The organism is Nitrincola alkalisediminis (genome assembly GCF_009821115.1).
GTDB lineage: Bacteria > Pseudomonadota > Gammaproteobacteria > Pseudomonadales > Balneatricaceae > Nitrincola > Nitrincola alkalisediminis.
In genome coordinates this window covers 140,905-160,780 of the sequence record NZ_VYTY01000001.1, presented here as the reverse complement: position 1 = coordinate 160,780, position 19,876 = coordinate 140,905, and the positions used below count along the sequence as shown (strand labels likewise).

Annotated in this window: 15 protein-coding genes; 9 read left to right on the top strand and 6 right to left on the bottom strand. The window is 46.4% G+C overall.

The window, feature by feature from the left end; translation table 11 throughout:
• Entirely contained in the window at nt 1-1,737 is a 1,737-nt protein-coding gene (dauA, locus tag F5971_RS00755) for a C4-dicarboxylic acid transporter DauA (RefSeq protein ID WP_193493476.1), read from the bottom strand.
• 186 nt (nt 1,738-1,923) lie between these two features.
• On the opposite strand from dauA, the gene F5971_RS00750 reads away from it, so the two are divergent.
• Genes F5971_RS00750 through F5971_RS00740 form a run of 3 tightly spaced genes read left to right on the top strand, consistent with a single transcriptional unit; the run spans nt 1,924 to nt 5,595 of the window.
• A complete protein-coding gene (locus F5971_RS00750) occupies nt 1,924-2,136 on the top strand; it encodes a DUF2788 domain-containing protein (protein WP_036506454.1) in 213 nt (70 codons plus the stop codon).
• 51 nt (nt 2,137-2,187) lie between these two features.
• The gene (locus F5971_RS00745) at nt 2,188-4,149 is read left to right on the top strand and encodes an SUMF1/EgtB/PvdO family nonheme iron enzyme (RefSeq protein WP_081763658.1); all 1,962 of its coding nucleotides are present in this window, start codon (nt 2,188-2,190) and stop codon (nt 4,147-4,149) included.
• Nucleotides 4,150-4,173: 24 nt separating this feature from the next.
• Entirely contained in the window at nt 4,174-5,595 is a 1,422-nt protein-coding gene (locus F5971_RS00740; RefSeq protein WP_193493474.1) for a DUF4139 domain-containing protein, read from the top strand.
• Between the two features lie 83 nt (nt 5,596-5,678).
• Here the strand turns inward: F5971_RS00740 and trpS are convergent, their stop codons facing one another.
• Nucleotides 5,679-6,959 carry a tryptophan--tRNA ligase gene (gene trpS / locus F5971_RS00735; protein ID WP_036506449.1) on the bottom strand — a complete coding sequence of 427 codons (1,281 nt, stop codon included), beginning with the start codon at nt 6,957-6,959 and terminating at the stop codon, nt 5,679-5,681.
• A 195-nt stretch (nt 6,960-7,154) separates the two neighbouring features.
• Here trpS and F5971_RS00730 point away from each other — a divergent pair, with 195 nt between their 5' ends.
• Together F5971_RS00730 and yaaA are read left to right on the top strand one after the other, a co-directional pair.
• Complete coding sequence (locus F5971_RS00730; protein WP_036507227.1) at nt 7,155-7,388, top strand: DUF2789 domain-containing protein; 234 nt, start codon at nt 7,155-7,157, stop codon at nt 7,386-7,388.
• Nucleotides 7,389-7,418: 30 nt separating this feature from the next.
• Entirely contained in the window at nt 7,419-8,189 is a 771-nt protein-coding gene (gene yaaA / locus F5971_RS00725) for a peroxide stress protein YaaA (protein ID WP_193493472.1), read from the top strand.
• Between the two features lie 61 nt (nt 8,190-8,250).
• Here the strand turns inward: yaaA and F5971_RS00720 are convergent, their stop codons facing one another.
• Nucleotides 8,251-9,132 (bottom strand): Tim44 domain-containing protein, encoded by an 882-nt coding sequence (locus tag F5971_RS00720; protein WP_036506442.1) that lies wholly within the window; start codon nt 9,130-9,132, stop codon nt 8,251-8,253.
• Between the two features lie 218 nt (nt 9,133-9,350).
• Between F5971_RS00720 and F5971_RS00715 the strand changes: the two genes are divergently transcribed.
• A complete protein-coding gene (locus F5971_RS00715) occupies nt 9,351-12,191 on the top strand; it encodes an insulinase family protein (protein WP_193493470.1) in 2,841 nt (946 codons plus the stop codon).
• Nucleotides 12,192-12,218: 27 nt separating this feature from the next.
• Here F5971_RS00715 and F5971_RS00710 read toward each other — a convergent pair whose 3' ends face one another.
• On the bottom strand, nt 12,219-12,773 hold the full coding sequence (locus F5971_RS00710; protein ID WP_193493468.1) for a hypothetical protein: 555 nt from the start codon (nt 12,771-12,773) through the stop codon (nt 12,219-12,221).
• A gap of 1 nt (nt 12,774) precedes the next feature.
• Nucleotides 12,775-14,223 (bottom strand): exodeoxyribonuclease I, encoded by a 1,449-nt coding sequence (gene sbcB, locus F5971_RS00705; RefSeq protein ID WP_193493466.1) that lies wholly within the window; start codon nt 14,221-14,223, stop codon nt 12,775-12,777.
• A 96-nt stretch (nt 14,224-14,319) separates the two neighbouring features.
• On the opposite strand from sbcB, the gene F5971_RS00700 reads away from it, so the two are divergent.
• The 3 genes from F5971_RS00700 (at nt 14,320) to F5971_RS00690 (ending at nt 18,816) form a co-directional block, all read left to right on the top strand.
• Nucleotides 14,320-14,748: a YchJ family protein gene (locus F5971_RS00700; protein ID WP_036506437.1), complete on the top strand. Its 429-nt coding sequence runs from the start codon at nt 14,320-14,322 to the stop codon at nt 14,746-14,748.
• A 122-nt stretch (nt 14,749-14,870) separates the two neighbouring features.
• A complete protein-coding gene (locus F5971_RS00695) occupies nt 14,871-16,016 on the top strand; it encodes a hypothetical protein (protein WP_193493464.1) in 1,146 nt (381 codons plus the stop codon).
• Nucleotides 16,017-16,182: 166 nt separating this feature from the next.
• Nucleotides 16,183-18,816, top strand: coding sequence for a DUF349 domain-containing protein (locus tag F5971_RS00690; protein WP_193493462.1), 2,634 nt, complete (start codon nt 16,183-16,185; stop codon nt 18,814-18,816).
• A 74-nt stretch (nt 18,817-18,890) separates the two neighbouring features.
• Here F5971_RS00690 and phbB read toward each other — a convergent pair whose 3' ends face one another.
• Nucleotides 18,891-19,640, bottom strand: coding sequence for an acetoacetyl-CoA reductase (gene phbB, locus F5971_RS00685; protein WP_036506428.1), 750 nt, complete (start codon nt 19,638-19,640; stop codon nt 18,891-18,893).
• Nucleotides 19,641-19,876 lie beyond the last annotated feature (236 nt).

The following is a 19,876-nucleotide window of genomic DNA, read 5'->3' as shown; positions in this document are numbered from 1 at the left end:
TCATCGGGAATGAGCAACCGAGTTCACAAGCACTAACGCCTCTTCCAACGTCGGTGAAAACTGCACCCCAGGTGCAGGCTTAATGCCGGCTCTTGCCATTGTCCTCAACGGTTGGAATTGCAAGTCTGCCGTTATCACGTGAATGTTGTTCTTCTCACAAAACACCGTAAAACGTTCAAATCCATGCAGGCCACCCGCATCGAGTAATGGAACCCCATCCATATACAAGACAACACCCTGCTGATCTTGAATATACGCGGCAAGTTCATCAAAGACACGCTCTGCAGCCGCAAAAAACAAGGGACCGGATACCTTCAAAACCTTCCAGCCCTCAGGAACACCATTCGGGACATGCTTACGCTGTTGCGTGATGTCATTGAAACGTGTCATACCAGCCAAATCTCGCATGAACAGCAAAGACGCCATTACGATGCCCGCTGAAATAGCCAACACCATGTCAAATAATACGGTTAACGACAAACAGGTTAACAGTACAATAATATCCCCTTTTGGCGCGCGCTTTAAGAGTGCCACGACCTTAGGTGTCTCGCTCATATTCCACGCCACCATCACCAACAGTGCTGCCATACTGGCCATGGGCAGCCAAGACAACATAGGTGCCAAAACCAATAATCCGGCCAGCACCACTAAAGCATGAATCATGCTTGAAATGGGTGACTTAGCGCCTGCTTTATAATTCGTTGCCGAACGAGCGATCGCAGCTGTTGCGGTAATACCACCAAAGAACGGAGCCGCTAAATTACCAAGCCCTTGCCCTAACAGTTCACCATTGGCATGGTGACGGCGCCCACTCATACCATCCAGCACAACTGCACATAGCAAAGACTCAATCGCACCCAGCATCGCAATCGAAAAGGCAGCCGGCAGTAACGCCCGTATTGTCGACCAACTCCATTCTAACGGCTCACCATTGGGACCAGGGCGCATCCATGGCCACTCAAATGAAGGCAAAAAAGGTGGGATACCACTGCCCATTTGCCCATCAGGCAACTCGTAACTGAACCGACTTCCAATCGTGTCCACACTCCAGCCCATATGTATAAAAGCCGCCGCGAGGAGTGCACCAAGAATAATCGCAGGTAAATGCCCAGGAATAGGAAGTTTCAATTTTGGCCAAACAATTAAAATACCTAACGTTAAAGCGGCAACACAGGTATTGGCCAAATTTAATCCTGGTAAAGCCGCAATCAAATCGATTAAACGCTCAATAAATGCCTCTGAAGACGCCTCTACGTCCAAGCCGAAAAAGTCTTTGAGCTGTAAAACAGCAATCACGATCGCAATGCCCGATGTAAAGCCCAAGGTAACTGACTCAGGAATGTATTCAATTAGACGCCCTAAGCGCGCAACAGCCAATGCCACTAAAATCATTCCAGCCATCAACGTGGCCACTAAAAGACCTGCCAAACCGAATGCTTGAGTCACTGGGTAAAGGATCACAACAAATGCAGCTGTCGGGCCGGATATGCTGTAGCGAGAGCCTCCACTGAGCGCAATCAGGAATCCTGCAATAATCGCGGTATATAAACCGTACTCTGGAGAAACACCACTGGCTATCGCCAATGCCATTGCCAATGGAATTGCAATAATGCCGACCGTCACACCTGCCACTAAGTCTCGAAGAAAATCATGACGAGAATAACCTTCCCTGAAAGTCTCACGAAGCGCACTGGCAAATCCTAATGAGTGCAATCGCGCGCGTTTAGAATGGGGCATACCTTCGCCTTTAACGGATATGGGAATGAAGTGTCATTCATAATAAACGCCAACAACACAGGTATTCAATCCCAAACACTACGCCATTAGTCGAGCGATTGACACTATAGCCCTAATAAAGAGGCCTGTTTAAGCTCTAGATTAATGCGTAGAATAAAGCTTTTACCATTTTTAGAGGAACCCTAGATGCGTCTTGCTGAAGTAGAAGCCATTGCGTTAAACATTGGATTATTAGTATTTGCTGGCTTTATTTTTTTTATTATTTATGACTTGGCCAAAAAATCCAAAGCAGGAAAGTTTGGAACGTTTATTTTATTTCTAGCACTGGGACTTGGATTAGCAGCCTTTCTAATTAAGAACATCATTGTATTCGTAATGGATAGCAATGGAGGCTTGTAGGTACTTTTAGTCCTATAGTTGTGTACTCCCCAACACTTGAGAGCTCCTTCAATGACACAAGACCTCTTTCGCCCTGGACTTATCATCGGCCCTGAACGACATAGGTTTAGGATCGCTTCGGTGGTGGCAAACCTCCCCTATGGCGAGATATGGCAAGCAGAAGATCTGACAGCCGCAGGGCATCCTAATGTATCCATTTTGATTCTAACGCCCATGCTCACTCGACAAGAAGGCTTTATTGAGACACTTCGTCAGGAGCTGATTTTACTGCGTAAAGTGACACATAAGCATGCTCTCGATATTTATGGGTTATTTAGTTATCAGAATGCCTATTTCATCGCATTTGAATATGTTGATGGAATGCGCCTTACCGATTTAATCAACGATCAACAACTCAAACATCTAACACCCTCACAGAAGCAAGGGCTTGTAGTGCAAACGGGAAAGGCCCTTGAGGCCTACCACAGTAAAATGCACAAAGCGTTTCAGACCCTTGGCCCTGATTTAATTTTTCTTAACCGTAATCAGGGGGTTAAACTCTTACTGATTAACTGGAAAGCCTTAGCCAACCCTTATAAGGACTTTCTTCCAGAAGTACCTTTGTACACTCAATATCAAGCGGCAGAAGGCTTTCAATCGACAGCCTCTAATATTCAAAGCGATGTCTTTGCGTTAGCAGCGTTAACCTATGAAATCTATGCACAAAAACCTTTGTTTAGGTTAGAAGATGACGAGCGTGCACGCTACCAAAGAGAGCCGAAAGCCCCCCCTATTCTGAACGAAGCCCAGTGGAAATACTTACAAGCGTCTCTAGTCCCTGAAGCAGATGATCGCCACACTGGCACTCTGCCCTTACTGTTTGACCTTTATGAAGTTTCTCAGACTCCGGACTCTTCTGAGTCAACTCCCGACGCAACGTTAAGCTCACTAGACGAAAATGAGCACTCCCCCCCTCCTAACGAGCCTCTTCAACCTTTACTGATTGGGAAGAAGAAGAGAGCCCATTCCTTTGCTCTTAAGCCTTGGATAAAGGGGTTGTTCTTGCTAACAGTAGGCGGTGTGGGTGGTTTTATGCTCGGCTTATTTATCAATGTATCGGATCTTAATCGTCTTCAAAACGAGATATCTCAACTCAAAGAGCTGTTGTCCAGCCAAAATGCGGTTCCACAGACTCAAAACGACGCCAATGAACAGACAACACAGGAAATGCTCCCCCCTGTCTTAGAATTAGAGGCTGAACGTGCTTCTCTTGATTCACCTTCCGTACAGGTTTCTGAAGGTATCTTGCAAGATCGAGTGAGTGATACCGACATGGGACCAGAAATGATTCGTATCCCAAAAGGGATTTTTTTAATGGGTGACTTAACCAGTATCGGCGACGATAACGAGCGCCCTGTGCGTGAGGTGTCAATTCTGCAGGATTTTGCGCTGTCACGTTACGAAGTGACCTTTGCTGAGTATGATCTATTTGCAAGGGCTACAGGGCGTGCACTACCCGATGATGGAGGATGGGGGCGTGAAACTCGTCCAGTCATTAACGTCAGCTGGTTTGATGCGAAAGCCTACACCCAATGGCTGAGCGAAGTGACTGGAAAACCCTACCGCCTCCCCAGTGAAGCCGAATGGGAATATTCCGCTAGAGCCGGAAGCAGCTCCAACTTCTGGTGGGGGAACCAAATGCAACCCGGCATGTCTGTGTGTGATGGCTGTGGATCTGAATGGGACGCCCAACAAACGGCCCCCGTCGGGCAACTGCAAGCAAACCCTTGGGGGCTATACGATATGAATGGCAACGTGGAAGAATGGGTAGAAGATTGCTACAGCGATACCTATGCGATTGCACCCAATGACGGTCGTCCTCTCACTCAGCCGAACTGTCACTTTCGAGTATTGCGAGGAGGATCTTGGTTTGATATTGATCGTGTAACACGCTCATCCAGCCGTTATCGACACCCAGCGGATACTCAAGACTCAACACGTGGATTCCGTGTCGCGCTTGACCTCACGCCCTAATGTTTAATTATTCAGGACAGACGTATGAACGCAACTTTATCTCGTTTAGCTCTTTTATCACTCCTCTGTGCGCCTTTTGCAACTTTAGCCCACGCTCAACTATCGCTAAACAGCGAACCCGAGAGCATCACTCTCACGCTGTACCATCAAGACTTGGCACATATTCAAGACCAACGTGCCATTCCCGCACTGGATGCAAATCAGTCGGTTTATATTGAAGGGGTCAGTCCACAACTTTTGACTGAAACACTTCGAATCCAAGGTGCCGGACAAGTCCTGGAGCAAAGTTTAATACCCGCTCAACTCAACTATGATCGTCTGCTCGAAACCCACGTCGGTAAACCTGTGACACTCGCGTATCGCAATCCAGTGAATGGCGAGGAAACACTGAGCCGCGTCACCCTGTTAAGTTTAGAAGGAGTGCGCGCACTGATCCGACAAGAGAATGGTCGAGTTGAGCCGATTGATCTCTACGACAATGCATGGCGTTTTCTGTTTGAAGAGGTGCCCGCTCAGTTGAATGCCCAGCCTGTATTGGGGTTTCGAACCCAAGGAACAGAGACACCTGGCTTACTCACCCTAAGTTACCTGAGCCATGGTCTTGGCTGGTCGATGGACTACAGAATCAATCTTGCGCAAAATGGTCGCTCACTGTCGCTAGAGGGGCTGGCCAGCCTTCATAACCTATCCGGTACCGATTTTAACAATGCGTCTTTGCGCTTGATGGCCGGTGATGTCAAGCAAGGTGATCCAGAACCGCATCGAATCATGCGTGCCATGGCGATGGCGGACAGCTATGAATCGGCAGCGCCTGTGCAACCCAGCAGCCTTCAGGGATACTATATTTATCGCTGGCCGACTGAAATCACGTTGAAAAATCAGGAGCACAAACTGATTCCACTTATTTCCGCACAAGATCTACCTGCTGTCTTAAGCTACCAACATAGCTTTCCAATCATCCCCATCTTGGACAACCAGCGCTATGATGCACAACCGAATATTCAACTGAGATTCAACCTCCCAAACATTATGGACAGCAGCAGCCCAGCACCCGCAGGCAATATTCGAGTGTTTAGACCGGATACCGAGGGTGAAATGCAGTTTATTGGAGCGGGATCCATTGGAAACCTCGGCAGTGGCGAAGAGGCCAGCGTGACCCTCGGTCAAGCCATGGACCTTAGCATACAACGCAGACAAGTCATGTTTACAGATAACGAGGACAACTTGCTGATTCAGTACGAAGTCACCGCTAGCAACAGTGCACGGGAAAGTCGTCAAGTGGATCTGTCTGCTCAATTCCAACAAGCTTGGACGCTGACAGAGAGCACTCACGTTATGCAAGAAGACAACGCGGGCAAACTCAGCTGGACAATGAACTTGCCAGCAATGGGCGCTGAAACCATTCGGTTTACGGTTGAGTTGAAAAAGCGTCTACCTCGTAATTAAACAAAACCGCCAATATCCAGTCGATAGACGGGATATTGGCGGTATAAGGCCATGTAACCAAAGGGATAACGGCCTTACTTAGATTAAGCAAGCCATTGAGCCAGTTCGTCGCGCAAGACATCAAGTTCGTTTTGTGCTTTCTGGCGCGCTTTCTTTTTAAGCCCTTCAACTTCCATTTCTTTTTGCTGAATCAACTCTTCTGCCGCTTGACGGGGGTTCTCTGCACTCTTCACCCCATCAATCAAATGCTGCACTTGCATTAGAACCGCACGCTTTCGTCCCGCCTCAGCCCGCTCAAGCGCTTCTTCTGACACCTCTTTTTTAACTGACAGGTTTTCACGTACGGGCGCCACATAGGTCAAAGGGCGAATCCCCACTGCTATCCGCATCCGATCCAGCATCGGCGCTGCGAATTCACGGGCTTTAATTGCCCCTTTTTGCAGTTCGCTTTCAACAAATGCCATATCTTGCATGAGCTCCGTGTAGCGCTGACGAGGTGCACTCAGATGCTGATCGATATACTCAAACAACTCTTTTTTTGCATCACCCCAAGCAATCCCGTTAAGAAACTTTTCACGCATAGCATGCGTATCTGATGGCGTTGCAAAACAGTTATAGAGTTGGAACAGGGTACTGGTATCCGGATCCTTCGGTTCACCTGGGCCTTTTGAATCCGTTTTGATTTGTTTAATCAGGCTGTACAGAGTATCGCTATCCGAAAACAAAGGGATGGTATTGTCGTAACTCTTCGACATTTTCCGCCCGTCCAATCCAGGTATCAGCTGCGTCTGTTCATCGACTTTGGCTTCAGGTAGATTTAACAAGGGTTCATAATGATGATTGATACGAGCGGCAATATCCCTGGCCATCTCAATATGCTGAATTTGGTCTTTTCCAACCGGGATAATGTCTGCATTGAACATTAAAATATCAGCCGCCATGAGGATGGGATAGCTAAATAGCCCCATGGTTACGCCATCATCAAGATCCTCCTTACCGGCATCTCGGTTGACATCGACCGATGCTTTATAGGCATGCGCTCGGTTCATCAACCCTTTAGACGTCATGCAGGTTAGTATCCATGCCAACTCGGGTATCTCATGAATGTCAGTTTGCCGATAAAACGTGGCCTTATCAGTATCTAAACCTAACGCCAGCCAAGTGGCTGCGATGGCACGGGTGGATTCCGCAACCCGCTCAGGGTCATGACACTTAATCAGTGCGTGATAATCGGCCAAGAAGAAGAAACTATTGAACGCGGGATCTTCACTGGCTTGAATTGCAGGTGAAATGGCGCCAAGATAATTCCCTATATGAGGAATACCGGTTGTGGTAATACCGGTTAATACCGTTTTTTTACTCATCTGATACTCATTCAGGTTGGATTTGCAAACGATGGACTATACTACATTCGGTGCAAATGCAGTAAGGTTTCACTGTCTAGACTCAGGTTATTCATGCTAACGTCTTTTTCGGTGATCAACAAATCTAATCTTTTGACAAACCTCTCTTTTTCTTTAACACTCAATGTACGCAAACACAACGTTCTGGAGCTTACAATGGATACGTCAAAACATACGATGAAAGCCTTGTTCCAACAACTAGGATTGCCAGCCAGTGACACTGAAATACAGACCTTCGTTCGCAATCACAAATTATTTAGTGCAAGTGTTAAACTAGAAGACGCAACCTTTTGGACTGAAGCCCAAGCCAGTTTTCTGAAAGATGCGCTGATGGACGATTCGGATTGGGCTGAAATCGTCGATGAACTCAATAATCTGCTCAGGGGCTAACCCCCTCACTTCAGCGAGTAATAACTGTTTATGTTGATTTTGATATCACCTGCAAAAACCTTGGATTACGAATCACCGCTTGTAACCCAAAAATTTTCTCAACCCTTATTTGTAGAGTCGGCTCAATCCTTAATTGAACACATGCGCGGATACTCTGTTCAAGACATAGCGGAACTGATGTCGCTGAGTGACAAGCTTGCCAGTTTAAACGTTGCTCGTTATGAGAGCTGGCATCCCATCCATGACACCCACAATGCTCGCCCTGCTCTACTGGCGTTCAAAGGTGATGTGTACACAGGTTTAGAGGCAGCGAGTTTCCGCGAAGAGGAATTTGAGTACGCGCAATCGCACCTGCGCATTCTGTCCGGACTCTATGGTGTATTACGCCCATTAGATCTGCTGCAACCCTACCGGCTGGAAATGGGCACCAAATTTACGAAAGGTGATTATAAAAACCTGTATACGTTCTGGGGAGATCGTTTGACCGAGTATCTGAATCAAGAGCTCTTAGCACACCCGGCCCCAATCACGCTCAACCTTGCATCCAACGAGTACTTTAAATCCGTACAGGCGAAGCGGTTAACGGGTCAACTGATTTCACCCGAGTTTAAAGATCTCAAAAATGGTCAGTATAAAATTATTAGTTTTTACGCGAAAAAGGCGAGAGGTTTGATGGCGAGATTCGTTATTCAAAATAAAATAGAAGACCCATCTCAGCTCAAAGAGTTTGATCTTGAAGGCTATTATTTTTCAGAGAAAGATTCGACTGACGCGAAGCCTGTGTTTTTAAGAGATCACTAACAACACACTAGCCACGAAGCCATCAGACTCCGTGGCTATTTCGATCAGCGCAGTTGCTGCATTAAGACTGCTCAATACCCACAATCAGCCAATCACCGGGCTGCTCACCCATCTGACGATTGAGATGCCATACTTCGCTGAACTCTGTTGCATCGCTATCCTGCGTTTCACGTAGCCATCCATAAAAATGAACACTGGCAACCACATGATCATCTTCTTGGATGAAATTAACCAGCTCAGCCATCACCGACACGACTTCGGTGAACTGTTCAGCCGTTTCTGTGGGTTGTGATTGCAACCAAGCCAGCATTTCAGGGCTAGTATAGGTTGAAATCTCATCCCAGTTCTTTTCATCCCAAGCGCGCTGTAGGTGTTTAAAATGTCCCGTAGCACCCGACAAAAATGCGCTCTTATCAAACCACTCAGGCAAGCTCAACTCAGCATCAGAAAAGCCGGAACCAAAGTTGGTCACCAAGGGTTCTGGTTGACTAACAGGGGCAACGGGTTCAAATTGACGAGGGGCTTCCGTACGCACCTGTGCAGGCCCAGCATACGCTGGCTGTTGCTGTGATTGAGCTTGACCTCTAAACATGCCAAACAACTTCCAAGCGGCAAAACCAAGCAAGGCAATCAACAAAATATCCATGAACTGAATACCATCAAAAGCTCCGCCCATAAAGAGCGCGGCCAAAAGCCCGCCGGCCAGCAAGCCTCCTAGCATTCCCCCCATACCTGCACGCCCCGCCGTTTGAGCTGCGCCGGGTTGTTGGTTTTGATCTTGACGCTGCTGACGCTGTTGAGCTGGAGCGGGTGCTTGACGTTGTGGTGTGGAGTAAGATTTACCCCCACTGAGCCCACCACCAAAGCGCTTAGCTTCAGCCTCTATAGGTATCAAGAACAACCCTAGTAATAAGGTCAACAAAGGCAATGACAGTTTACTCATGAACACTCCTATCGTGTGATTTTTTAAAAAAAATTATTTTTACATGCTAGAATAGTCAACCACTAAATATAGGCGGTCTTGCCGCGAATTGATAGCATACCCTCCCATTTAGTCCCGAAAACCCAATCGATCACACGCACATTTTTGGACAGGAACTTCCCCGCATTGGCCGAGTCAGACTAAGTCAATGAAAGCAGTTCGGTTCTAACAGGTAGATTATGTTATACACATCACGGATAGCTCCCTTTTTAGTTTACACACTACTCATTTTTTCTCTAACACCTGCATTGGCGAATGACATCATCAAAAGTTCGTATGATTCTCGCGCCTATGAACAGTTTGAACTTCCCAACCGCCTAAAAGTTCTATTGGTTTCAGATCCCGAGGCTGAAAAAGCAGCGGCGTCCATGGACGTTCTCGTTGGCTCGAATGCAAATCCGATTGATAGACCGGGTCTTGCGCACTTTTTAGAACATATGCTTTTTTTAGGAACAGCGACTTACCCAGAAGCGGACAGCTATCAAGCCTTTATCAGCTCGAACGGCGGCTCACACAATGCCTTTACCGCCTATGAAAACACCAACTATTTTTTCGATATTCATCCAGACGCTCTGCCAGAAGCACTCGACCGCTTCTCTCGCTTTTTTATAGACCCACTTTTTAGCACAGAGTATGTTGATCGTGAACGTCACGCAGTAGAATCTGAGTTCCAATCACGCCGCCGCGATGACCGTCGCCGCGAGCATGAGGTCACCAAACAGGTCATGAACCCCGAGCATGCTTGGAGCCGATTTGCTGTCGGTGATTTACATTCACTCTCTGATCGAGAAGGGAGCAATATTCAAGACGAGCTGATTGATTTTTATAACCAGTATTACTCCGCTAACTTAATGAGTTTAGTGGTGATTGGCCCTCAATCGATTCCAGAACTCAAGGATCTTGTCACCGAACGCTTCACTGAGATTCGTGATTTTGATGCTTCAGCCTATGTAGATACCGCTCCGCTCTTCGTTGAAAACAGCTTACCTAAAAAACTTGAAATTCAAACCCTGCGCCAAATGCGCCAACTTTCTTTAAGTTTTCCTGTTCCTTCATTACGCGATCATTGGCGAGACAAGCCGCTTTATTACATTGCCAGCCTGCTAGGATATGAAGGAGAAGGCAGCCTTTTGTCGTATTTGAAGTCAGAAAACCTCGCTACCGAGCTCGGTGCCTTTACTGCGATTGACTTAGACAATGAAGGTCTTTTTCAGGTTTCAATTGCCTTAACTGAAGAGGGTATGAAGGACTATTCCCAAGTCGTTACGCATTTTTTTGAATTCGTAAACGCTCTTGCCGAGACGGGTATTAATGAATCGCTGTATGCTGAAGAGCGCAACATGGCCGAATTGCAGTTTTTATTTGCCGACAGACGCCAGCCGATTCATGACGCCATGATGATGGCGCAAATGCAACAGCGCTACCCGACTGAAGAAATACTGCGTGCGAACTTTTTGTTAGAAACCTTTGATGAGAATACCCTCAAAGAATTTTTAAGCTTTCTAAACCCTGACAATATGCTGTTAACGCTCATGGCTCAAGAGCTGAAGACCGATCAATCGGAACGTCGCTATAATGCGCCCTTTAAGGTGTCTGACGTTTTGGACTCTAATCTGGAATCTTGGCGCTCTGCGGCAAGAAATGACTTATTATTTGTCAGATCGCTCAATCCGTTTATTCCAGAAGATCTATCCTTGGTTGATCGAGAAGACAGCTCAGACGTTCCCATGCAACTGCTCAACTCTCCAGGAATAAGCCTTTGGCACCAACAAGACCAAACGTTTGAGCGTCCAAGAGCTGACTTTTTTGTGGCCCTCATGACGCATCAAGCGATGGCCAGTGCCAACAATGCAGTGATGATTGATCTTTACACACGCATGGTCAATGACCAGCTGAATGAAGTGCTATACGACGCCTCATTGGCTGGACTGTCGCTATCTGTCTACCCTCACATGCGTGGCTTATCTCTACAGCTTTCAGGTTACAATGATAAGCAAATCACGTTACTAACCAAAGTCCTTCCACTTTTACGTCATCCAGAAATGGACAACCGGCGTTTTATGCAGGTAAAACGGCAACTGCAAGAGCGCCTGATTAATCTTCAGCAAGAAACACCTTATCAGCTGTCCTTGCAACATTTGTTCACGTCTTTAATGTCGAGATGGAGCACCGATGACAAACTGGAAGCTCTTGATCGCCTTTCGCTGGAGGAGTTAGAACACTTTATCAGCGAACTCTATACCGAATTAGATGTTCGCATGCTCGCGCATGGCAACCTGACCGCCGACACCAGCCTAGCATTAGCTGAGTTGGTTAAAGAAGCCCTGCTAACCAAAACGCGTGCAATCCCAGCTATTCAGGTTCCCGTTGTAAAACTGCCGACATCCGAGGACTTAAGAGCCACCCTGAAGCTCAACCATCACGATGCGGTGTTAACGCAGTTTCTTCAAGGTAAAGACAACTCATCACAGAGTCGAGCGGCCGTTGCCTTATTAAATGAAATCATTTCAACACCCTTCTACTCAGAAATGCGCACCGAAAAACAATTCGGCTATATCGTCTTTTCGAATTATGTACCAATGGGGGATGTCCCTGGCTTAGCCTTGATTGTCCAATCCAGCGTTGCAGACCCTATTACACTGGAATCCCATTTCCATGACTTCTTAGACCGTATGCAAGAAGAATTGGCTAGGATGGAGCCCGAGGACATTCAACGCTTCCAAACCAGTTTGGTATCGCGTCTGCTTCAGCCTGATACCTCTATCGGGGCTCGGTCTCAACGCTACTGGCGTGAGTTAGACAGAGATGGCTCCTTCAGCAGTCACCAACAAGTGGCCGAATCGGTTCAAAGAATTCAAAAGGGCGACCTTGAACAAACACTATCAGAGTTGCGTCAAAGCCAATTCTTCTTGCGCAGCTTTGGTAAGTTCGAAACTGATCCGGAAGCCTTGATTTCAGACAATGCAGATTCAAAAATTCAATCACTTAGGGAGCAACGTGCGTTTTTCCAATTGAATTGATGATCAACGCTTGTCTAACGCCGGACTTTAATCAAATAAACGATCAAAGTCTGGCGTAAACCCCTCTTCAAGCGCTTGGAATCGCTCCAGCACATCCTGCTCCTCCTGTTCGCTATTGATCGGCAACACAGGAGCCGACGGTGTCGCTGCAGGCTCATCACCCACGGTTAAATCTCCCTGAAACCCCAGCAACGGATCACACGCCTCTCCTTCAGGAACCAAGGCACAGGCTTGCTCATAAAGATCATCGAGTATCTCCTGATAGACAAGATCTTCTCCTTCTAAGGGGGTAACCACCTCGACGTCATCCACTAAAATCTCATTAATCTCTTCTGGCTCTGAATACATAATCACTTGTACACTGGGCGTTGGCCGATCCTCAACATCATTGTACAACTCTGGCATAGACTCAGGATCAAAAGCGCCCCAGTCCCGTCCCTCAAAAACGTCTCGACCATGATGAGTTCCCGTCGAAAACCCTTCGGGATAGACGACCTGGTAGGGAATAGGTGCTAATGGCTGAGCAACGCACGGAATCGCCATCAGCACCACCACCAGACCCGCCCCCCCTTCTTTTAACACGCTAAAACTCCATTGGGTAAACAGATTCGATGTACGAAGCCAAGTCTTCCAAAATGCTCATCTCACGCGCCGACAACTCTGTCTCCGTCGCGATTCTATTCATTTCGTCAAATGCTTGGGTCAAGGTTAAACATCCCTCATTCTCAGGCCCTAATAAGCGCTGGCTTCGATGCTCTTCCCAACGCTGCTGCTCATTAGAGTCCAAGGTATAAGGGTAGTTTCGCGCCTTATATCGTAACAGCATTTCCTCTAAACGCGGGTCCTGAAAAGGCAACTGTAAACCGATCAGTTCATCTGCACTGAACTGGCGGATTTTATCCATTAAATGACGATCATGCGGACTGAAAAAGCCACCGGAATAGAGCATATGATCCGGATCTTTTTCGGGGACAAATGTATTGATCTCATAAAGAGCCTTGAGCTTCGGCTGAATCTGCGGGGCTTGACGTAAAATGGATAAATGACGACGACACACGGCCCCCTCTATGCCATAGCGCTGGGCCTCCTCTGCGTTTAACATACCTGCGGGTGCGACAATCGGACATTTATTCAAGTGAACAAGCTTAAGGCCAATCACGCGCTCTTCTGAGGTCTCTCTAGGTGAGTAGAGTAACCGATGCAATTCATCAACGTCCAAATCCAATAAGGGAGTAGGATCACAACGAAGATCCCAGGTAATCACGGCATTGGATTGAATGGGGTGGTAGGCCAAGGGCGCAACAATCGCTAGATTTCCCAGATTCGTGGGATATCGAGAGGACACATGGAGAAATGGCTTCATATTCGCCACATCCAAGCTCTTTTGCAGGGTCTGCTTGGAACGATTCTGAAAGACAAAATCAAATAAACGCGGCTGCTTTTCTTTTAGCAACTTCGCCATGGCGATTGTTGCATACACGTCAGATAAAGCATCATGCGCGTGATCGTGACCGATACCATTTGCTTGAGTCAGGTCCTCTAAACGTAAACTCGGCGAACCGTCGGCATAGGTTGGCCAAACAATACCATCAGGACGCAAGGCTCTTGCAAGCCTCAAACTGTCGATAATGTCCCAGCGAGAACAATTGTTTTGCCACTCGCGAGCATAGGGATCGAAAAAATTCCGATAGAGTGTATTGCGCGTGACTTCGTCGTCAAAGCGTATGCTATTGTATCCCAGTGCACAGGTTCCAGGACGTGCCATTTCCGCATGAATACGCGCAATAAATTCTGCCTCACATACGCCTTCCTCTAAAGTTTTTTGAGGTGTAATACCCGTAATCAAGCAGGCTTTTGGGTGAGGAATATAGTCATCACATATTTTTGCATAGAGCATAATGGGCTCTTCAATAATATTGAAATGCTCATCTGTGCGAATAGCCGCAAACTGCAAAGGTCGATCGCGTTTGGGGTCCACACCGCCCGTTTCGTAGTCATGAAACAGGAAGGTTAGAGGTTCTGTTATAGCCATAACGTCTACTTAATTTGAATGCCCGTAAGATGTATCTGGATTTATCGTCGTGTTAATCTGTGTAGATTACCAGTTAACCGACATAGGATCATCCTCATGATGCAAGATCAAAACAATACTGAACAAGCCTGTCCTTGCCAGTCGGGAAAACCCTTTATGATGTGCTGTGCACCCGCCATTAATGGCTATCGTCCAGCTAAAACCGCCGAAGCGTTAATGCGTTCACGGTATACGGCCTTTAGCATTGGAGCGGTTGATTACCTCATTCACACAACTGCGCCTGAAAAACGCCAACCCGAAGATCAAGAGGTTTTGAACGAGCAAACGCAAATCACGGTTTGGACAAAGCTGGAGATTTTATCGACACAACAGGGAAAAATCGGAGACTCAGAGGGAACTGTAGAGTTTAAAGCCTCTTTTGAAACGCCCGAAGACTCAGGTACGCTGCACGAGATCTCGCGCTTTCGTTTTGATGACAATCAGTGGTTCTATGTCGACGGTGAGCTCAATTTTATCATTGACTAATACTCTAGATCTCGACTCTTTTTAAAATAGCTGCTTTAGGTTTACACGATTTGGCCGATACAGACTTCATGAACGAAGACAGCCCTTTGAAATAAACATCCCAATAGGATGAGGAGCGGTTTATGCGTATTGAAGCCAGTCAGATCAATATGAAGTCTGGTCATGCCAGTCAAACTCGCTATGAGCGTGCCGAAACACTCACGACTGAGCGCAGACAAACCAATGCCCAAGGGGAAGAGTCGACTCAACGTATCAGTATCACTCGGTCTATCAACTTCACTAGCAAAGAACTGATTACCTATTCCGATCTTCGCAAGCGTTTCGGAGAAAGTGAACTGGAACCCAACAATCAAGTTCCTGCCAACATCCAGAATCAGTCGACGGCGAATACAACAAATACAGGCAATGTGTCAGCCGATGCGCCTTTTCGCTTAGAGTTGTCGTCAGATGATCGTGTTCGTCTGCTCCTGATTCAGCAACTGATGAAAACACTAACGGGAAAAGAGTTTAAAATGCAGCTCTTTGATGCTCGACCTTTCAAATCTGATATTGAACTGCCATTCCAACCCTTACCTACGACACCACCTCAAGTCGAAACGGTCAGTTTTCAGTATCAACGCCACGAAACCTTCTATCAAGCCGAAAACACCCATTTCAATGCAACAGGCATTGTGAAAACAGCAGATGGACGCAGCATTGATATCAGCCTAGAACTCAACTTAAGCCGAGAACTCGTGCAGCACAATTCATTTATGCTGCGCGTTGGACAAAATCTAATCGACCCCTTGGTGATTAACTTTAACGGCCACTCTGCCGAGTTAACTGAAACGCGCTTTGAGTTTGATTTAACATTGGATGGACGCCCCGATTTAATCCCAAGCCTGGGCGCGAATAGCGCATTTTTAGCGCTTGATAAAAACAATGATGGTATCATCAACGATGGCAGTGAACTGTTTGGAGCCATCACAGGGGATGGATTTAATGAATTAGCCGCCTATGACGATGATAATAACGGCTGGATAGACGAAAATGATGAGATATTCCAGCATTTAAAACTCTGGGTACATCCGGGAAACTCAGACTCACAGCAGTTAATGACACTATCTGAAGCGGGGATTGGAGCGATTTATCTAGGAAACGCAAAAACACCCTTTTCACTTTTCCAGTCAGGCGATTCAAATCTGTTGGGTATGATCCAATCGACGGGTATTTACTTATCAGAAGACGGTCGGGTTGGTACAATACAACATGTTGACTTGACGGTTTAAGCCCTAGAAGACACACTATCCCCTCGGAAAAGAGCCTTGTATTAAACTTAATTTTGTTTGCATGGGCTTCAGGGCTTTTATGCAGCACCTGCCACCGTTAGAATACCGTCCCTTCGCTTTAACTTTTTATGGACTGTCGGTATCCCCATACCGGCTGGGGTAATTGATGTTTTTAAATCTGTTTAGGCCCAAATGGCGACACTCTGATGCAAGCGTCAGATCACGTGCAGTCAATCAGCTCAACGCTCAAAATGCTGATGAATTTGAAACACTCGTCAATCTTGCACAGCAAGACCCCTCCGCTGAGGTTAGGAAATCGGCTATCTCCAAAATAGACAGCCTCTCCGTCTTCGCCAAACTTCTGTTATCCGAAACGGATACAGATGTCATGGCGTTACTGCTGACGCGATTAAGTCAAACACTTGTGACATCAGGGCAAATTAAGGGGGCTAAATATCAGCTAACACCTGAAACTCACGATTTGCTGGTCACACTTCTGCTTGAAAGCCAGGCACCCGCCGTCCATGACACCTTATTTAAATACGTTGCTCATCAATCTTCACTGGCAACACTGGCTCTCAAATCACCGCTCGCATCGACTCGCCAGCAAGCGGCATCGGCACTGACGGGTCTTCCTGAACTTGAGGAAGTGAACAAGCAGTCAAAAGGTCACGACAAGGTTGTCTTCAGAATCACAAAAGACGCGCTTAATGCACATGCAGAAGCCCTGATGGCGGCACAGGCCAAGCAACACAAACAACAGGAGCTGTTAAAAAGCTTCTCAAACCTTGTCGATGGGCAAGATAAACTACACTTTTCCACGCGGCTCAAGTCTTTAACCGATGAGTGGACCCATCTTAATTTAGATACTCGCAATGACGAGTATCAGGCCCTGATCTCTAAAGCAGATGCGTACTTAGCCACACTGCAGGAGGAAGAGGCCGCCATACAAGAAAACAAACGCCAATCAGATCAATTGAGAACCTCTTGTGAAGCGCACTTGCATGCACTCAGTGCACTGGTTGCAAATTTAACAGATGAACTTCAATTAGAAGCAGGTCCGTTATCAGAATGCAAAATCCAGCAAAACGAGCTGAATAAAGTATTGAGAATTCTGACCTACAAACAGGATATTCCTGAACTCCTTGAGTGCTCTCAGCAACAGCTGGATTTACTGGTACGCTATCAACAGCACACCTCCGATCTTGACGGGTTATTGGCCCTGCCAGAAAGTGATGCTGAACAGGAAAAACAACTCAAACAGATTCAAAAAACCATTAAGTTGATTGCATGGCCATCTAATTTGCCTTTACCACGTCTGCTTCAGCAGCTGGAGCAAATGCAATCGACATTGAAGCAAGCCCTCGAACAAATCCAAAGCAAAAACAGCGAAGCACTCGCGCATGCCAGTGAAAAACTCAATCTGTTAACGAGTTGTATCAATGCGGGTGAAACACTGAATGCCCAAAGCATCATTGATGAACTGACACCTTATTTGCATGATCCGATTGTGTCTGCTCATATTGAAAAGACCTTCAAAGCCGAAATTGCAAGGCTTAATGAGTTGCTAGAATGGCAGTCTTTTGCAACGCAAGCCAAGAAAGAACAACTTTGCTTGCAAATGGAAGCCTTAGCTGAAAGCCCAAACCAAGAACCCTCGGCGTTAGCAGAGCGTATTAAAACGCTTCAAAAAGAATGGAAGCAGTTAGATCAACAAGGTGCTCAACATTCACGCGAGCTTTGGCAACGTTTCCATCAGGCCTCCCAAGAAGCGTATAAGCCGTGTGATGAACACTTTAAGCGCTTGAGTCAGGAACGTGCGTGGAATCTATCGCAGCGAAAAGCCATTTGTGAATACTTGAGTGACTATTTCCAGCATTTAGACTGGGCTGCCCCTGATTGGAAAGCGATTGACCAAATCGCACATACCGCAAAACAAGAGTGGAAACGCTTCACACCAGTTGATCGCTCTCCAGGAAAACTGGTTCAACAACAATTCAATGAACTCATTTCGCAAATTGATCACAAAATTAATGCTCATAAAGAATCCTGTGCTGAGATGAAAAAAAGCCTACTGGCGCAAGCACGAACCCTTCTCGAGCTGGAAGATAAGCGCGACGCAGCAGAACAGATCAAACGTTTGCAACAGGAATGGAAAACCGTTGGTACTACCTTCCATAGTTTAGAACGACGTTTATGGCTTGAGTTACGTGAAATTAGTGATGAGGTTTTCGCACATTTAAAACAGACTCAACGTCAAGACAATGAAAAAGCAAAACAAGTTGCCAATCATCGCCAAAAACAGCAGCAACAACATTTACAATTGCTAAAACGCATGTCAGCTCTTTGTGAGAATGTGGAAGTCCTCTATGCGGAAAGCACCTTAACGCCTGAGCTGTGCCTAGAAGCACTCAATACGCTTAAGAGCACTTCACTCCCCGCACCTGTGATCGAAGGCTTTATAGGAAGAATTAAGCGTGTAGAAAGTCTGCTAGACAATCCTGATACTCTAGATGCTTTACTGACCCGCGCCCAAGAAGAGGCCAGACTCGTTTGTATTCGTTTGGAAATATTAAAGCAACAGCCTTCGCCGGAAGAAGATGAAACGCTTCGTATGGCTTATCAAATGCAACGTTTGCAAGACTCTTTAGATTCAGCGTCTAACCTTTCTCATGATGCCGATGTTACTGATTTAATCACCGAGTGGTCGTTTGTAAGCTTTTCATGGCAGTTTAATGAGATTGAAGAAAGGTTCTATGAGCTAACTCAAGAACATTCATTAACTGAAACACATCACTAATCGTCTCGTCAGACACAATTAAGCCCGGAAATCCGGGCTTAATGCTTAATGCTTAGCTGTTCGACGTCGTCGAATTAGCTCATATGCAATCCGCCGTTAATCGACAAGTCAGATCCTGTGATATAACCTGAACTTTCATCCGCAATAAAGGCAATCGCACGAGCAATCTCTTCAGGCGTACCGAAACGACCAACTGGAATCGTTGAACAAATCTTTTGTTGAACCTCCTCCGCAATTTTAGCCACCATTGGCGTCATAATATAACCAGGAGAGACAGTATTCACTGTGATGCCTTTGGCTGCCACTTCTTGTGCAAGTGCTTTCGTGAAACCGTGAATACCCGCTTTTGCAGCCGAATAGTTACACTGACCAAACTGGCCTTTTTGAGCATTTACAGACGATATATTGATAATCCGACCAAAGCCTTTGTCTAACATAGGATTAATCACAAGGCGCGTCATGTGGAACATACTGTCGAGGTTTGCACTGAGCACCTCGTTCCACTGCTCCCAGCTCATCTTCTTGAACATACCGTCACGCGTAATACCTGCATTGTTCACTAAGACATCAACACTCCCTCCTGTCAATTCTTTTACGGTCTCAACACAGGCTGCACAAGACTCAGCATCGGTGACATCGCCATACGCTACGTCAATTTCATATCCGTCTTTACGTTGCTCTTCTTGCCACTCTTTTGCTTTGTCATGATTACCGCCACTGTTGTATCCCGCAACAACGCGAAAACCAGCATCAACCAGCGCTCTACAAATTGCTGTTCCGATGCCACCTGTACCACCTGTTACCAAAGCTACTCTTTTTGTCATATTTCACATCCCATTGTAAATTTTTGTCTTTTAGTATTACTCGATCAATAAGAACACGCTTAGTCAGATATTTAAAGGCGTATACCATCTTATTTGCTCTTCCTAAGCATAGTACCAGTCGAATTATTACTCTAGCGTGACTTTAGTGTTAACTGCAAAAGTTTTTATACATAAGTCGTAGATACGCGTTATTTAATTGACTCCCCACACACATGCACCTACTCTAGCCAACTTAA

What these genes read in the sequence shown, in the direction of transcription:
- phbB (WP_036506428.1), bottom strand. Translation starts at nt 19,640, where the DNA reads ATGACAAAAAGAGTAGCTTTGGTAACAGGTGGTACAGGTGGCATCGGA.
- F5971_RS00690 (WP_193493462.1), top strand. Translation starts at nt 16,183, where the DNA reads ATGTTTTTAAATCTGTTTAGGCCCAAATGGCGACACTCTGATGCAAGC.
- dauA (WP_193493476.1), bottom strand. Translation starts at nt 1,737, where the DNA reads ATGCCCCATTCTAAACGCGCGCGATTGCACTCATTAGGATTTGCCAGT.
- F5971_RS00740 (WP_193493474.1), top strand. Translation starts at nt 4,174, where the DNA reads ATGAACGCAACTTTATCTCGTTTAGCTCTTTTATCACTCCTCTGTGCG.
- F5971_RS00730 (WP_036507227.1), top strand. Translation starts at nt 7,155, where the DNA reads ATGGATACGTCAAAACATACGATGAAAGCCTTGTTCCAACAACTAGGA.
- F5971_RS00695 (WP_193493464.1), top strand. Translation starts at nt 14,871, where the DNA reads ATGCGTATTGAAGCCAGTCAGATCAATATGAAGTCTGGTCATGCCAGT.
- F5971_RS00750 (WP_036506454.1), top strand. Translation starts at nt 1,924, where the DNA reads ATGCGTCTTGCTGAAGTAGAAGCCATTGCGTTAAACATTGGATTATTA.
- F5971_RS00715 (WP_193493470.1), top strand. Translation starts at nt 9,351, where the DNA reads ATGTTATACACATCACGGATAGCTCCCTTTTTAGTTTACACACTACTC.
- F5971_RS00720 (WP_036506442.1), bottom strand. Translation starts at nt 9,132, where the DNA reads ATGAGTAAACTGTCATTGCCTTTGTTGACCTTATTACTAGGGTTGTTC.
- F5971_RS00700 (WP_036506437.1), top strand. Translation starts at nt 14,320, where the DNA reads ATGATGCAAGATCAAAACAATACTGAACAAGCCTGTCCTTGCCAGTCG.
- F5971_RS00745 (WP_081763658.1), top strand. Translation starts at nt 2,188, where the DNA reads ATGACACAAGACCTCTTTCGCCCTGGACTTATCATCGGCCCTGAACGA.
- sbcB (WP_193493466.1), bottom strand. Translation starts at nt 14,223, where the DNA reads ATGGCTATAACAGAACCTCTAACCTTCCTGTTTCATGACTACGAAACG.
- trpS (WP_036506449.1), bottom strand. Translation starts at nt 6,959, where the DNA reads ATGAGTAAAAAAACGGTATTAACCGGTATTACCACAACCGGTATTCCT.
- yaaA (WP_193493472.1), top strand. Translation starts at nt 7,419, where the DNA reads ATGTTGATTTTGATATCACCTGCAAAAACCTTGGATTACGAATCACCG.